General features: G+C 34.6%; 15 protein-coding genes. 9 read left to right on the plus strand and 6 right to left on the minus strand.

Translation table 11 applies throughout. From position 1 onward, the window contains the following. Positions 1 to 296 precede the first annotated feature (296 nt). A complete protein-coding gene (locus BT156_RS10915) occupies positions 297 to 989 on the minus strand; it encodes an AIM24 family protein (protein WP_072410023.1) in 693 nt (230 codons plus the stop codon). 187 nt (positions 990 to 1,176) lie between these two features. Here BT156_RS10915 and queA point away from each other — a divergent pair, with 187 nt between their 5' ends. The 5 genes from queA to BT156_RS10940 all read left to right on the plus strand — a co-directional run bounded on the left by queA (position 1,177) and on the right by BT156_RS10940 (position 6,522). Continuing rightward, entirely contained in the window at positions 1,177 to 2,226 is a 1,050-nt protein-coding gene (queA, locus tag BT156_RS10920; protein WP_072410025.1) for a tRNA preQ1(34) S-adenosylmethionine ribosyltransferase-isomerase QueA, read from the plus strand. A gap of 72 nt (positions 2,227 to 2,298) precedes the next feature. Next, positions 2,299 to 3,342 (plus strand): dual-specificity RNA methyltransferase RlmN, encoded by a 1,044-nt coding sequence (gene rlmN / locus BT156_RS10925; RefSeq protein ID WP_072410026.1) that lies wholly within the window; start codon positions 2,299 to 2,301, stop codon positions 3,340 to 3,342. A 73-nt stretch (positions 3,343 to 3,415) separates the two neighbouring features. Further along, a complete protein-coding gene (locus BT156_RS10930; protein WP_072410027.1) occupies positions 3,416 to 4,348 on the plus strand; it encodes a sterol desaturase family protein in 933 nt (310 codons plus the stop codon). Between the two features lie 247 nt (positions 4,349 to 4,595). Next, complete coding sequence (locus BT156_RS10935) at positions 4,596 to 5,468, plus strand: hypothetical protein (protein ID WP_072410028.1); 873 nt, start codon at positions 4,596 to 4,598, stop codon at positions 5,466 to 5,468. A 76-nt stretch (positions 5,469 to 5,544) separates the two neighbouring features. Beyond that, the gene (locus BT156_RS10940; RefSeq protein ID WP_072410029.1) at positions 5,545 to 6,522 is read left to right on the plus strand and encodes a polyprenyl synthetase family protein; all 978 of its coding nucleotides are present in this window, start codon (positions 5,545 to 5,547) and stop codon (positions 6,520 to 6,522) included. A 71-nt stretch (positions 6,523 to 6,593) separates the two neighbouring features. Here BT156_RS10940 and BT156_RS10945 read toward each other — a convergent pair whose 3' ends face one another. Both BT156_RS10945 and BT156_RS10950 read right to left on the minus strand, forming a co-directional pair. Beyond that, complete coding sequence (locus BT156_RS10945) at positions 6,594 to 7,382, minus strand: hypothetical protein (RefSeq protein WP_072410030.1); 789 nt, start codon at positions 7,380 to 7,382, stop codon at positions 6,594 to 6,596. Positions 7,383 to 7,771: 389 nt separating this feature from the next. Continuing rightward, positions 7,772 to 8,065 carry a hypothetical protein gene (locus tag BT156_RS10950; protein WP_072410031.1) on the minus strand — a complete coding sequence of 98 codons (294 nt, stop codon included), beginning with the start codon at positions 8,063 to 8,065 and terminating at the stop codon, positions 7,772 to 7,774. Positions 8,066 to 8,202: 137 nt separating this feature from the next. Here BT156_RS10950 and BT156_RS10955 point away from each other — a divergent pair, with 137 nt between their 5' ends. Next, positions 8,203 to 10,635, plus strand: coding sequence for an alpha-ketoacid dehydrogenase subunit alpha/beta (locus BT156_RS10955; protein ID WP_072410032.1), 2,433 nt, complete (start codon positions 8,203 to 8,205; stop codon positions 10,633 to 10,635). 89 nt (positions 10,636 to 10,724) lie between these two features. Next, complete coding sequence (locus tag BT156_RS10960; RefSeq protein WP_072410033.1) at positions 10,725 to 11,069, plus strand: hypothetical protein; 345 nt, start codon at positions 10,725 to 10,727, stop codon at positions 11,067 to 11,069. A gap of 11 nt (positions 11,070 to 11,080) precedes the next feature. Here the strand turns inward: BT156_RS10960 and BT156_RS10965 are convergent, their stop codons facing one another. After that, entirely contained in the window at positions 11,081 to 11,470 is a 390-nt protein-coding gene (locus BT156_RS10965; protein ID WP_072410034.1) for a winged helix-turn-helix transcriptional regulator, read from the minus strand. A gap of 133 nt (positions 11,471 to 11,603) precedes the next feature. Here BT156_RS10965 and BT156_RS10970 point away from each other — a divergent pair, with 133 nt between their 5' ends. Then, the gene (locus BT156_RS10970) at positions 11,604 to 12,665 is read left to right on the plus strand and encodes an NADH:flavin oxidoreductase (RefSeq protein ID WP_072410035.1); all 1,062 of its coding nucleotides are present in this window, start codon (positions 11,604 to 11,606) and stop codon (positions 12,663 to 12,665) included. A gap of 155 nt (positions 12,666 to 12,820) precedes the next feature. On the opposite strand, the gene BT156_RS22070 is transcribed toward BT156_RS10970, so the two are convergent. Then, the gene (locus tag BT156_RS22070) at positions 12,821 to 12,982 is read right to left on the minus strand and encodes a hypothetical protein (protein ID WP_170857296.1); all 162 of its coding nucleotides are present in this window, start codon (positions 12,980 to 12,982) and stop codon (positions 12,821 to 12,823) included. A gap of 153 nt (positions 12,983 to 13,135) precedes the next feature. Beyond that, positions 13,136 to 14,338 (minus strand): C1 family peptidase, encoded by a 1,203-nt coding sequence (locus BT156_RS10980; RefSeq protein ID WP_072410040.1) that lies wholly within the window; start codon positions 14,336 to 14,338, stop codon positions 13,136 to 13,138. 236 nt (positions 14,339 to 14,574) lie between these two features. On the opposite strand from BT156_RS10980, the gene BT156_RS10985 reads away from it, so the two are divergent. Next, the gene (locus BT156_RS10985) at positions 14,575 to 15,090 is read left to right on the plus strand and encodes an RNA polymerase sigma factor (RefSeq protein WP_072410042.1); all 516 of its coding nucleotides are present in this window, start codon (positions 14,575 to 14,577) and stop codon (positions 15,088 to 15,090) included. Positions 15,091 to 15,099: the final 9 nt, after the last annotated feature.

Consider the following 15,099-nt stretch of genomic DNA (forward strand, 5'->3'; position numbering starts at 1 on the left):
TATCCATTTGTGTATTTTTATTTTAAAAATATTGGTGTTAAAAAGCTAATTGTATCAAATTATGAACTAGGACAAATCACTTTATAGCTATCTGCGAATCTTTTTATTTAATTTTAAACAAAAGATCCGTTCTGTATTATAAAACAGACCTTTTGCATAAATATTTAAACAGTATGTCTTTTTAAAGAACAAATTTCTTTGTAGTATTATTTTCCGTAGTATGAAGTTAATATTTTTTCTCTCATCTTGTTTAAATATTTAATATCTTTTGTGTTTGATAAAATAATCATCAATAATTATTTCTCTATAGTATAAATTTCTTCATAAGGCTGAATAAGCACCCAGCCATGACCTGAAAATTTCATCTGAAATTCTTCTCCGCTTCCTCTTCCGATCAGGCTTTTGAAAGATACATTGGTTTTCAGTTCAGGGCTTAGGTTTCCGGACCATGCAACAGTTGCGTTCGGATCTGTGAAAACAGGCGCATCTGGAGTAACCAATAAAGTAAGCGGATCACCGTGAGTTGTGATTGCAATATGCCCCGTTCCTGAAAGTTTTACCTGAAATAATCCGCCAGACATCATTCCTGCAACACTTTTTAACATCGTGATGTCATTTTTAATGCTTTGTTCGTGAGCCAGCACATCATTTCCGTTAACGCAGACAGATTCGTTGTTTAAATACAGGATACGAACTTTTTTTCCTGAATCTGCAACATATAATTTTCCTGTTCCTTCCGCTTTCATCAGTTTTGCCCCTTCACCGCTGATTGCTTTTTTCAAAAGATTTCCCAGTCCGCCGGAAAGCATTCCCTGCTTTTCAAATTTTACATTTCCAACGTATCCTACCATACTTCCTGCTTTGGTCCATACAGATTGGTTATTAAGGTTGATTTCTAAAAGTTGCGGTTTTTCAAGTTCAAAATAATCTCTTTCCTGCGGATTCTCTTTTGTTTCGTTAACGAAAGCTTCAATTGAATACTTACTCATGTGTTTAAAGTTTAATTTTTTAATGTTCTCAAAAATAAACTTTTTTCCGCTCGAAAAGTACCGTGATATTACGGTTTTTAATATCATGTTAAATAATACTTGACAAAGGGGTATCCAATGTCGTATATTTGCAACTCGAAAATTACACCTTGTAATTTCATTAAATTTTTAAACCGTAATTTAAAAAATGAAAACATCAGATTTTAATTTTGATCTTCCTGAAGAATTATTGGCAGAACATCCATCAGAGCACAGAGATGAGGCTAGATTAATGGTTCTTGACAGAAAAACACAAACTATCGAACATAAGTTATTTAAAGATGTGGTTGATTATTTTGATGAAAAAGATTTATTTATTTTCAACAATACTAAAGTTTTCCCTGCACGTCTTTACGGAAATAAAGAAAAAACAGGAGCTAAAATTGAAGTTTTCCTTTTAAGAGAGCTTGATAAAGAGACTCGCGTTTGGGATGTTCTGGTAGATCCGGCAAGAAAAATCAGAATTGGTAACAAATTATTCTTTACAGAAGATGAATCTTTGGTTGCTGAAGTTATCGATAATACTACTTCCAGAGGTAGAACGCTGAGATTCTTATTTGATGGTTCTTACGAAGAATTCAGAACTAAATTAAAAGAATTAGGAGAAACTCCACTTCCAAAATACATCAAAAGAGCAGTAGAGCCTGAAGATGCTGAAAGATATCAGACAATTTATGCTAAAATTGAAGGTGCTGTAGCGGCGCCAACTGCAGGTTTACACTTCTCAAGACATTTAATGAAGAGATTAGAGATCAAAGGGATTGATTTTGCTGAGGTTACGCTTCACGTAGGATTAGGAACTTTCAACCCGATTGAAGTTGAGGATCTTTCTAAACATAAAATGGAGTCTGAAGAGATCATCATCGATGAGAAAAATGCAGACATCATCAACAGAGCAGTAGACGAACACAGAAGAGTTTGTGCGGTAGGAACTACTACAATGAGAGCATTGGAAACTTCTGTTTCTTCAAACAAAAAAATCTCTGCTTTCAACGGTTGGACGAATAAATTTATCTATCCGCCTCACGATTTCGGAGTTGCCAATACAATGATTACTAACTTCCATACGCCAAAATCAACTTTATTGATGATGATTGCAGCGTTTGCAGGAAGAGATTTCATTATGCAGGCTTATGAAGAAGCCGTAAAAGAGAAATATAAGTTCTATTCTTACGGTGACGCAATGTTAATTTTATAAAAAGATAATAGGAAATAGGATTTAGGGCTTAGTTTGTCCCTAGATCCTAAGTCCTAATACCTAAACCCTCAAATGAAAGATATCCGTACTTTATCACTGGACCAGCTTAAAGACTATTTTTTGACTTTAGGAGAAAAGCCGTTTCGTGCGAAACAGGTTTATGACTGGTTGTGGAGTAAAAATCTCCATTCGATTGATGAAATGACGAATCTTTCGAAAACACTTCGTGAAAAAATTTCCGAAGAATATACTATAAATCCTGTTTCTGTTGATCTTCTTCAAAGAAGCACAGACGGAACCATCAAAAACGGAGTGAAACTTCACGACGGATTGTTGGTAGAATCTGTTTTGATTCCTACAGAAACAAGAACCACAGCTTGTGTTTCTTCACAGGTTGGATGCTCATTAAACTGCGAATTCTGCGCCACAGCAAGACTGAAAAGAATGAGAAATCTTGAAGTTGCTGAAATTGTAGATCAGGTTGCCCTGATCGACAGCCAGAGTAAAATGTATTTCGAAAGACCGCTTTCCAACATTGTTTTTATGGGAATGGGAGAGCCGATGATGAATTACAAAAACGTAGTGGAAGCCATCCGAAAAATCACCCAGCCGGAAGGTTTGGGAATGTCTCCGAGAAGAATTACCGTTTCTACATCGGGAATTCCGAAGATGATTAAAATGTTGGCTGATGATGATTTGCGTGTGAAATTGGCGTTGTCCCTTCACTCAGCAATTGAATCTAAGCGTAACGAGATCATGCCGTTCTCGGATAAATTTCCATTAACGGATATTATGGATTCTCTTCAATATTGGTACAAAAAAACAGGTTCAGTAATCACTTTTGAATATTGCGTTTGGAAAGGTATTAATGATGGGGATGAAGATATTAAAGCTTTGATCAGATATTGCAAGCAGGTTCCTTCCAAGGTTAATTTAATTCAATACAACCCGATTGGCGACGGAAAATATGATAAATGCAACAAACAGGCAGAAGAGAACTATGTTCGTCAGCTTGAAAATGCAGGAATCACTGTAATGATCCGTAAAAGTAGAGGAGGAGATATTGACGCGGCTTGCGGGCAGCTAGCCAACAAAACGGCTGATGCTGTTCATTAAAATTTCATTAAAAAATCAAAATTAATTTTTAACGATTTCTTAAAATCCTACATTTGTATAAAACTAATGTATAATGACGGATTATTTTTTAGGTGAAGACGGATTAGAAAATGTCTATGCTTGGTCTATCCCGATTCTGGCTGCGGTTATCTTGGCGGAAATGATTTACAGCCATGTTTCTGAAGCCAAATTATACAACGGAAAAGATGTTGCAACAAGTGTTTTTCTTGCCTTGATGAATTTTGGGCTGGATCTTTTGATGAAGGTTTCCGCGATGGGCGTCATGTTTTTCTTCTATAATCACCGAATTTTTTCTTGGGATTTTACAATCTGGTATTGGTTGATTTGCTTTGTGATTACAGATTTTGCATATTATGTTCTTCATTATGTTGATCATCATTCAAGAGCGTTTTGGGCGGTGCATATTACACATCACAGTTCAGAATATTTTAATCTGACGACAGGTTTCAGAAGTCCTGTTTTGCAACCGCTTTACCGATATTTATACTTCTCTCCGTTGGCTTTTCTGGGTTTTAATCCCTGGCATATTATGGTTGTTTATGCGATCGGTCAGGTGTACGGAACGTGGGTTCATACGCAAGCAATAAAAAAGATGGGCTTTTTAGAATATATTTTGGTAACGCCTTCCCATCACCGTGTTCATCATGCCTGTAACATTAAATATCTCGACAGAAATATGGGAATGTGTCTTATTATCTGGGATAAAATTTTCGGAACTTTTGAAAAAGAAGATCCCAATGTTCCTGTGAAATACGGAATTTACCCAAAGATGCCCGACAACAAACCTGATACAGTTCTTTTTTATGAATGGAGAAAGATTTGGAAAGATATCAAACAGCCGAATTTAAAATTCTCAGACCGAATCAATTATCTTTTTAATTCTCCCGGTTGGAGACACGATGGAACCGGAAAAACGGTAAGACAATATCAAAGGGAGCATTTGGAAAAGCAGACCAGAAAACAAAAACTGAAAGAATCAGCTTAATTTCTAAACACTAATAGCACAGATTTTTGCACAAATTTTACAAATCTCTTCTAAGGATTACATTACCACACAGTTTATCATTGACTACGCCGAATCTTCGATTTCTGACGAAGGAAGAATCTCAACGCTAATTGTAGAGTCTAGACTCCTGCGGAATGACAAAGTGAATGTTTAAATTGGTGAAATTGTGCAAAAATCTGTGCTATTCGTGTTTAAATGAAAATTTAAAAAAGATTATTTTTACTCCATGAAAAAGCTTTTCCTAATAATAACAACCGTAATTTCCGCATTCTCATTTTCGCAACAATCTGATTTTCTTAAAATAAGAAAATACAGAATCAATTACCTTGATGAAAAATTAAAGGAAACGTCCGGTTTAAGTTTTTTCAATGAAAAATTGTACACTTTCAATGACAGCGGAAATGCTCCCGAACTTTTTGAAATTGATAAAAATTCTGGAAATATTCTCAATACCTTAAAAATTAATGCTAAAAATAAAGATTGGGAAGCTCTTGCAAATGACGGAAAATATTTCTACATCGGAGATTTTGGGAACAATGGCGGAACAAGACGAGATTTGGAGATCTATAAAGTTCCTTTTCAAAATAATGATTTGAAAAGCGACTCTGTTAAAATAATTTCATTTTATTATCCCGACCAGACGGAATTTATTCCTAAATATACCAATACCGATTATGATGCAGAAGCGATGATTTATTTAAACGGAAAACTTCATATTTTTTCAAAAGAATGGGCGTCAAGATCGGTTTCACATTATATTGTTGATCCTGAAATTTCAGAAAAACAAGTAGCCGAAAAAATGGAGTCATATAAAACCAATTTCGTTGTTACTGATGCTTCTTATTTTGATAAAAAGCTTTATTTAATAGGCTATACAAAGAAAACAGAAGTGTTTTTGGATGTATTTGAAGAAACGGAATCCGGAATCTTTTTTAAGCAAACCCCCAAGCATTATTATCTCGGAAGTTCTTTGTCAATCGGTCAGATCGAAGGCATTGCTGTTGATGAAAAAGGAGTTTATATTTCCGGTGAAAAATTCAGTTCACCATTGGGAGGTGCAAAGCAGAGTTTTTATTTTATTCCGAAAGATAAACTCTAAGATTAATATCACTTAAAATTGACTGAAAAAAATTATCTTTGTGATATTAATAATTATTATCCATCATTCGTAGATTTTGGCAAATATTGTAGAAGACATCAAACAACCGATCAATGAGGAAATGAAACTTTTCGAACAGAAGTTTTATGAATCAATGCAAAGCAAAGTGCCTTTATTAGATAAAGTAACTCGTTTTATCGTTACTACTAAAGGAAAACAGATGCGTCCGATGTTTGTATTTCTTTGTGCCAAATTAATTGGCGATGTAAACGAAAAGACCTATCGCGGAGCTTCCATGATCGAGTTGATACATACAGCAACGCTGGTTCATGATGATGTGGTGGATGAAAGTTTTAAAAGACGTAATTTCTTCTCAATCAATGCGTTATGGAAGAATAAAATTGCTGTTTTGGTTGGAGATTATCTTTTGTCGAAATCGGTTTTATTATCTACAGACCATAAAGATTACGATCTGTTGGCCGTTATTTCAAGAACGATCCGTGAGATGTCTGAAGGAGAGCTTCTTCAATTGGAAAAAGCAAGAAAATTAGATATCACGGAAGATGTTTATTACGAAATTATCCGTCAGAAAACGGCTACTTTAATTGCTGCCTGTTGTGAAATAGGTGTTTTGTCCAATAATGCTGATGAAACTCTTGCTAAGAAAATGCAGGATTTCGGAACATATACAGGAATGGCTTTTCAGATTAAAGATGATTTATTTGATTATTTAAGTTCAAACGTTATCGGAAAACCTGTAGGAATTGATATTAAGGAACAGAAGATGACCTTACCATTGATTCATACCCTGAAAATTGCCGGCGAAAAAGACAAAAAGTATTATTTCAATACGATAAAACGATACAATAACGATCAGAAGCGAGTGAAAGAGCTTATTGCCTTTGTTAAAAGTTCCGGAGGTTTGGAATATTCTATCAAAATAATGAAAGAGTTTCAACAGAAAGCAAAAGATATTCTTAATGAATTTCCTGATACTGAGGTTAGAAGATCTTTACATAATATGCTGGATTATGTTATTGAAAGAAAATTTTAATAAAAAATATTTACCATAAAAAAGCGGAACTTAATACAAGTTCCGCTTTTTTGTTTATTAGGTTTAGGATTTTAAATTTTCTGTATCGTCACGTTTGTTACGTTTCCACTTCCTGTACCTCCTGTTTCTGTGGCTAGCACGGTAGAAGTTGCATTTGACGCCGCAGTAAATCGGATCTGATATCCAGCGGTTGGTGCTACTATTAATGTTGTATAGCTCATTAATTCTCCAATAGTTCCAGCAGTTGCAATAGCAGTATAATGACTTCCTCTTCCCAAATAAGAAGCATCTGGTATTGGTCTTATCCCTAAAACTAACTGTGTTCCGGCAGCACAATCTGTGAAACTTGCCTGTAATGTAACAATATAGTTTCCAGGTTGGTTGAAAGTCAAGGCTCCGGTACTTGTATTATAGGTGTAGTAAGGAGAAGTCGATAACGGAGAATTAAATAATAAGGTTGTTACAGTACTTACAGCAAGACTCTGTGCTGCTGTTAAACGTGAATGGAATAAGCCATACGCATTAAAGTTTATAGTCTTTAAAATCCCCGTAGCATCTGCAACAACAACTCTGTCGCTACCTCCAACACCTATATTTGTATTGATATCACGAATACGGACATTGCCTGAAGCAACATCGAGCTTTTCTGTTGGGGATATTGTGGCTAAGCCAAGACTTCCGGTTGAAGTTACAACTGCATCATTAAGTTGTTGAGCTGCGGTTGGTGCACCAGTAGCAGCATTGTCTTTAGCTCCATCTACGTGTAAGGCTGTCTGTGGATTACTTGTTCTTATACCAACTTGGGCATAATAGGTGCCAGTAATTAATAATGTTGCGAGCAAAATAATTTGTTTTTTCATTGTGTATGTTTTGTAAAATATTTTACAAACATAGTAGTTTTTTTAGTAATAAATCAATATTATTGGCGTTTTAACATTGGTTTATTGTGAATAATTTAATAATTTCACTAAAATTTGATATATTATGTAAGGGTAAGTCATAGGAAGATGAGTTATTTTATTGTGTTGCTTCTTTGGAATGGTGGTTTGCATAGTTAAAAGTATTCTGGATTTATCACAGAACGATGAAATTATTATAATACTTACTTAAAATTCATAATAAAAAAATCATTAAATATTTTTTTAATAATTGAATAAAGCAATTAAGATTTATATCAGAAAGTCTTAATCTTTAGATAAAAATGCTTTAATTATTATGTTAAATTGTTTGATCTACTGAAAAAATCAAATTAAATAATCCTTACAGTTACAATTATAACAGCCAGAACAATACAAAATAACGCGAATAAAAATAAATAATCCGCAATGGTCTCAAGCTTCGTTTCCTGCTTTTCATTTTTCGTTCTGATAGACAGAAATGAGAAGAAGCAACTGCATGAAAAAAGGATACATGCAACACCTGCAAATTCATCTAAATGGGTATTGCCACTTAATTTAGTGATTTTTAAAGAAGTAATAATTAGCAATGAAAACCCTAAAAGGTTACTCGATGCATTAAGGATATGACCCGACTTTTTTTCCATCTTTACAAATTTATTCTAAGATAAACACAATTTTTTTTATTATCAAATTTTTAAAAAAGATTATTAAAAATTAAAATTAATTTAAAAAGTGTATATTAGCAAAATACTTCGAAAACTAAAAATTTTTTATATTGGCTATGCAAACAACCTATATTGAAACTCAGCAGATTTCCTTTCAAGATTTTAAAAATCAAATACTTGAAGATTACAAATTAGGAAGAATCTCTCGTGAAATGTCTTATCTGGGCAGAAGAGAAGTTCTTACAGGAAAAGCTAAATTTGGTATTTTTGGTGACGGTAAAGAGTTACCACAGTTGGCAATGGCGAAAGTTTTCAAAAATGGAGACTTCCGTTCAGGATATTACAGAGACCAGACTTTTGCACTAGCTATTGATGCTTTGACAGTTGGAAGTTTCTTTGCACAATTATACGCAGATACAAGTGTTGAAAGAGAGCCGGCATCGGCCGGAAGACAGATGAACGGGCACTTTGCAACAAGAAGCTTAAACGAAGACGGAAGCTGGAAAGATCTTACCGCTCAAAAAAATATCTCATCAGATATTTCTCCAACTGCCGGACAGATGCCTAGATTATTAGGATTGGCGCAGGCTTCAAAAATATATAAATCAGTAAAATTTGACGGTTCTGAGAAATTCTCAAAAGAAGGTAACGAGGTTGCTTTTGGAACGATCGGGGATGCTTCTACGGCAGAAGGTCATTTCTGGGAAACTTTGAATGCGGCTTGTGCGCTTCAGGTTCCGATGATTGTTTCTATTTGGGATGACGGTTACGGAATTTCAGTTCCAACCAAAAATCAGAGAGCAAAAGCTGACATTTCTGAAATGTTAAGCGGTTTCCAAAGAAAAGAAGGCGAAAACCAAGGTTGCGAAATCATTCAGGTGAAAGCCTGGGATTATCCTGCATTATTGGATGCCTATGCAAGAGCTGAACAATTTGCAAGAATGGAAAGCGTTCCTGTGGTAGTTCATGTCATTGAAGTTACACAGCCTCAAGGTCACTCAACTTCAGGATCTCACGAAAGATATAAGAATGAAGATCGTTTGGCTTGGGAATCTCAATTTGACGGATTGGTGAAATTCAGAGAATGGATCTTGAATTATTCAATCGAAATTGAAGGAAAAGAAGAAATCATTGCTTCTGTTGAAGAATTGGATGCAATAGATGAAGAAGCCAAAAAAACTGTAAAGGCCGGACAAAAATCGGCTTGGGAAAGTTATCAGAAAACAATTACGGATTTAATTCAATCAGTTTTACCTTTAGTTGAAAATCTTAAAGGACAGAATACTGAAATTGAAAATTATATTAATCAATTCAATAAATTAGTTTCAAAAGCTAAAAAAGATGTTTTCCATTTGGTAAGAAGATCTTTATTGGCAACAAGAGGAACAAATTCTGCAGAAAGAAATCAATTGATGCAGAAATACAACGAGATCTTTGAGGTTGAAAAAGATAATTATTCTTCTCATTTATACTCTCAATCTCAGTGGAAAGCTGAAAATGTAAAAGAAATCAAACCAATCTATTCTGATGCTTCTGAAGATGTGGACGGAAGAGTAGTGGTAAGAAATAACTTTGATAAAATATTCGAAAAATATCCTGAAACTTTAGTCTTTGGTGAAGATGCCGGAAATATCGGTGACGTAAACCAAGGTCTTGAAGGAATGCAGGAAAAATACGGTGACGTTCGTGTTGCTGATACAGGAATCCGTGAAGCGACAATTCTTGGTCAAGGTATTGGGATGGCGATGAGAGGTTTAAGACCAATCGCTGAGATCCAGTATTTAGACTATATTCTGTACTGTTTACAGGGAATGAGTGATGATTTGGCGACGGTTCAGTACAGAACAAAAGGTGGTCAGAAATCACCTGTAATCATCAGAACAAGAGGTCACAGATTGGAAGGAGTTTGGCATTCTGGTTCTCCAATGGCGGGAATTCTGAATCTTTCAAAAGGTATTTTGGTATTGGTACCAAGAAACTTAACGAAAGCTGCCGGCTTCTACAACACAATGCTTCAAAGTGATGATCCATCTATTATTGTTGAATGTCTGAACGGATACAGATTAAAAGAAAAACAACCTGATAACTTAGGTGAATTCACTGTTCCTGTCGGAAAAATTGAGGTGACAAAAGAAGGAAAAGATGTTACTTTGGTAACTTACGGTTCGACTTGGAGAATTGTAATGGAAGCAGCCGAAGAATTGGAAAAACTGGGAATCTCTGCAGAAGTTATTGATGTTCAGTCATTAATTCCTTTCGATTTAACAAATGAAATTGCTGAAAGTGTAAAGCGAACCAACAGATTAGTCGTAATCGACGAAGATGTGGAAGGCGGAACTTCAGCGTTTATTCTTCAACAGATTTTAGAGAAGCAAAAAGCATTCAGATTCTTGGATTCTGACCCGTTGACGATCGCTGCAAATGATCACAGACCCGCGTATGCAAGTGATGGAGATTATTTCAGCAAGCCATCTTCTGATGATATGGTTGAGAGAATTTATGCTCTATTTAATGAAACAAATCCTGGGAAATATCCTGCGATATTTTAATTGGAATTTTAGATAAATTTTGAAACCGCTTTCTTTTGGAGGCGTTTTTTTTGATTTATATTTGTTAAAATCACTTAAATTCAGAATCAATGAAAATCAGATTTTTATATTTAATCTTTTTATTATTAATAAACTGTAAGAATGAAAAAAAAGCTGTTTTGTTGGCAGATAGAGAAGCCCCTCTAGGCTGGATTTATTTAAAAATGTATGATGATAAAAGCTTTGAGTTTATTTCTCAAGGAATGATGCGAGATAAAGATATTTATAAAGGAATTTATGAATTAAAGAATGATACTCTTTATTTTAAATATAATGATTCAATTCCAAGAGCTGGCTCAAAAGCGGTTATAAAAAAAGGATTTGTTGATTACATTAATGGTAATTATCCTGAAAGTATTGAAATAAAACTTAATAAATTAATCATTAACAAATAAAAATCAGACTATCAAACGACAGTCTTTTTTATTTTCTTCTCTTCCATAATCATTTTACAATCCTTCTCTTTTTGAGGATCATAAACATGATATTTCGTTTCCCATTCTTCCAATTGATACAAAATCGGCAACAGCGCCAAACCCTTTTCTGTCAGCGAATATTCAACTCTTGGAGGAAGTTCTTTAAACTCTTCTCTGATGATCAATCCGTCGGTTTGCATTTCTCTTAACTGATCGGTCAGAACTTTTCTTGAGATCACATTAATTCTTACGGCAAGCTCTCCAAAACGAAGTTTACGGTCTTTGATCACCAATACAATAATTGGTTTCCACTTGCTTCCCAATGCAGACATTGCTTTGCCTAGAGGGCAGCTGTATTTCATTAATTCACTCTTTACCATACGTTACTTTTAAGTTACTAATGTAAGTTACTGCGAAGTTACCACTTTTTTTTCTACATAAGATACAAATACGAACTATTATTAGTTACTTTGTGTAACAATTTAAAAATGTTAAATATAAAATAATTGCAAAATGAGTATAGACGCATTATTTAGTCCATTTAGTTATAAAAATCTTCAACTTAAAAATAGAGTGGTAATGGCTCCGATGACAAGAGCGCAATCTGATAACGGAGTACCCACTCAGCAAATCGCAGATTATTACGCAAGAAGAGCGGCTTCAGAAGTAGGTTTGATTCTTTCTGAAGGTACAGTAATCAACAGACCCGGTTCAAAAAATATGCAGAATATTCCTGATTTTTATGGAACTGAAGCATTAAACGGCTGGAAAAACGTAATCGATGCCGTTCATGAAAATGGCGGAAAGATGGGTCCTCAGATCTGGCATGTAGGTGATACAAGAAGTTCTGAAGATTACCCTTTAGTTGATATGGAAAAGGCTTCTACAATGACGTTGGAAGATATTCAGGATACCATTGCTCAGTTTGCAGCTTCTGCAAAATCTGCGAAAGATCTTGGATTTGATGTTCTTGAAATTCACGGAGCTCACGGATATTTGATCGATCAATTCTTTTGGGAAGTAACCAACACAAGAACCGACGAATACGGTGGTAAAACATTGAAAGAAAGAAGCAAATTTGCGGTTGATATCGTGAAAGCAATCAGAGCTGCAGTTGGGCCGGATTTCACCATTATTATCCGTCTTTCTCAATGGAAACAACAGGATTATAAATCCAGATTGGCAACAACACCTGCTGAAATGGAAGAATGGTTATTGCCTTTAAAAGAAGCGGGAGTAGATATTTTCCATTGTTCACAGCGCCGTTTCTGGGAGCCTGAATTTGAAGGTTCTGATTTAAACTTTGCAGGTTGGGCTAAAAAAATCACAGGACAGCCAACAATTACCGTAGGTTCCGTAGGTCTTGAAGGAGATTTTATGGGTGCATTTGCAGGACAGGGAACTGAAAAAGCAGATTTATCAGAATTAATCAGAAGACTGGAAAGAGGAGATTTTGATCTTGTTGCAGTCGGAAGAGCCCTTTTACAAGACCCGGAATGGGTGAAAAAAGTAAAAGAAGGAAATACAGAGGATCTTTTAAATTTTTCAGCTGAAAGTTTAGGAGTACTTTATTAAAAAAGACAATTATTGAGTTGTGAATTTACTTCGCTGTTAGATTATTAGCATTGTAAACCACTGACAATTCACTTATTTATATTAAATTTTCTACCTAATTATTTTTTTAAACAAAACCGCTTCCGGAATTTCTGGAAGCGGTTTTTAGTTGGTTTTTAACCCGGACATTCCATGGTGTCTGAAAGACATTTCCAGCGTGAAGGAAGTCCGTTTTTAGGTGGAATATAGCATGCAGTTGTTCCGGCTGGACAATCCGGTGCATTTCCGCCATTGATTTTTTTCAAATCAGATTTTAATAATTTTTTTAGATTTTTCATATTTTTCATATTTTTCATATTTTTAATTTGTTGATTAATCACAAATATATGATTAATTTTTTAACTAAAACAAAACCGTTCCCAAAAAATGAGAACGGTTTATTAACAGATTTAAATATCTAAAATTGTCAAATAAATGACAACAGTGATTTCTTATAAACCAATATTTTCAGTTGGTTTCAATTGCTTTAAAATATTCTTTGGAATAGCATTTTTGTGAACCAAGATTGCTGTTGATTTGTACTCAACATAAGGTCTTGTTACATAAATATATCCTTCAAAATCGTTGGTTACACCCCAAGAGTTTTTAACCATGTAATATTCTTTTCCGGATTGATCTTTTGCCAATCCTACGATATGCATCCCATGATCATCGGTTGTGGAAAGGTTATTCAAAGCTTTTTGACGCATATCTTCTGTGATCGTTTTGTCTTTTTTAGGCTCAGTGAATAAAGTTCCTTTGTTTTCAGTATTGATCTGGTCTAAATCCATATCTGGAACATAGGCTACACCATTTTTGTATGAGAAATAAGGCTCAGAAACGTCAGTTGCCCAACCTACAGAATATCCTTTGCTTACTGCGTTATCAACGATTGCTGTTATGTCTTTCATTGGAACATTCCAGTCAGAATCATGGCTCCAGTTATCAGGAATCGGAACTACAAATTTCTGGTAGTATGGATAATCTTTGTAAGAAGAAATTTCTACATAATCTTCAGGATTGATGCCTACAACTTCTTTAGCAAAAGTTTTTGGCGTATAATTTTTCCCTTCATACGTAAAGTTAGCAGGAACTTTTCCTAAATATTCATCTAAGATTGCATCTACAGAATCCATCCAGTTATCAGAAAGTTTTCCTTTTGTAGCTGCCTGAACCAAACTATCCAACACAGGCTTTAATTTATCCTGCATTTCTTTGAAATTGTTGGTTGTTTGTCCGTTTTTCAAACCTGTATAAGTTTCCTGAGGTACAGCTCCGTACTTTTTGTACATATTCACTACATCATGTAATTCTCCTCCGTCTCCCCAGCTGATTGCTCCGTTATTAAGAACGTATAATTTTGCTTTATCGTGATAAGAATTTCTTGCCGTAAAAATTTCTGCCAAATCCACAGGCTTTTTACCCATTCTCTGCATTTCAGATTCAAGGAAAGAGTTTCCTGAATAACTCCAGCAAGTTCCTGATGAACCTTGGTTTTTCACTGAAGTTGCCCCCACGTCTTTTAAAGTCGTGAATTTAAAATTGGCATTTTGAGATTGATTGTTTTTTAACTTATTGATTAAGTCATCCTGTGCAAACATCATACTTCCTGCAGACAAAACAAAAAGTAATGATGCAATTTTGTTATTTTTCATTACTATAAAAGATTATTTATATGAATAGTCGGTAAGTTATAAGATTTGTTACAAAGGGAAAAGTTAAATTTGAAATGAAAGTTTTTTATGAAAAGTTGAAATTTTAACTCAGTATTGATTAAAACTGCTTTTTAAGCTTTTCCAACTTAGTCTTTTAGCTTAATTTTAAAAAAAAGTTTATCATGTTTCCAACCTTTTTGAAATTTCCTGCATCTATACTCATATAAAGCCTGACTATGGAAAGAGAATTACTGTTAGAATGTCAACGGAACGACCGCAATGCACAGCGGAAAGTTTACGAAAAAATGGCGGGAAAATTATATTCGGTCTGCAAACGCTATCTTAAAAACGATGAAGATATTGAAGAAGTATTGGCTGATACGTTCTATAAAATCTTCACGAAGATCAATCAACTGCAAAATCATGATATTTTCGAAGGCTGGGCAAGAAAAATTGCGGTGAATGAATGTCTGCAGAAATTGAGAAACAGTAAAGCCTTACATATTGAACTGGAAGACAGCCACGCCGAATCTTCGGATACAACGGATACGATTTCTTTTGAAAAAGATATTTTGAGTTTATTGAATTTCCTTCCTGAAGGTTGCCGTGCGATTTTTAATCTTTTTGCAATTGAAGGCTATCCGCACAAAGAAATTGCGATGATGCTTTCAATAAGTGAAGGAACATCGAAATCTCAGCTCAATTTTGCCAGAAAAAAATTGCAGGAACTTTTGATCAATCAAAACATTTAAACTTTTAAG

This window comes from Chryseobacterium limigenitum, assembly GCF_900114875.1.
GTDB classification, from domain to species: Bacteria; Bacteroidota; Bacteroidia; order Flavobacteriales; family Weeksellaceae; genus Chryseobacterium; species Chryseobacterium limigenitum.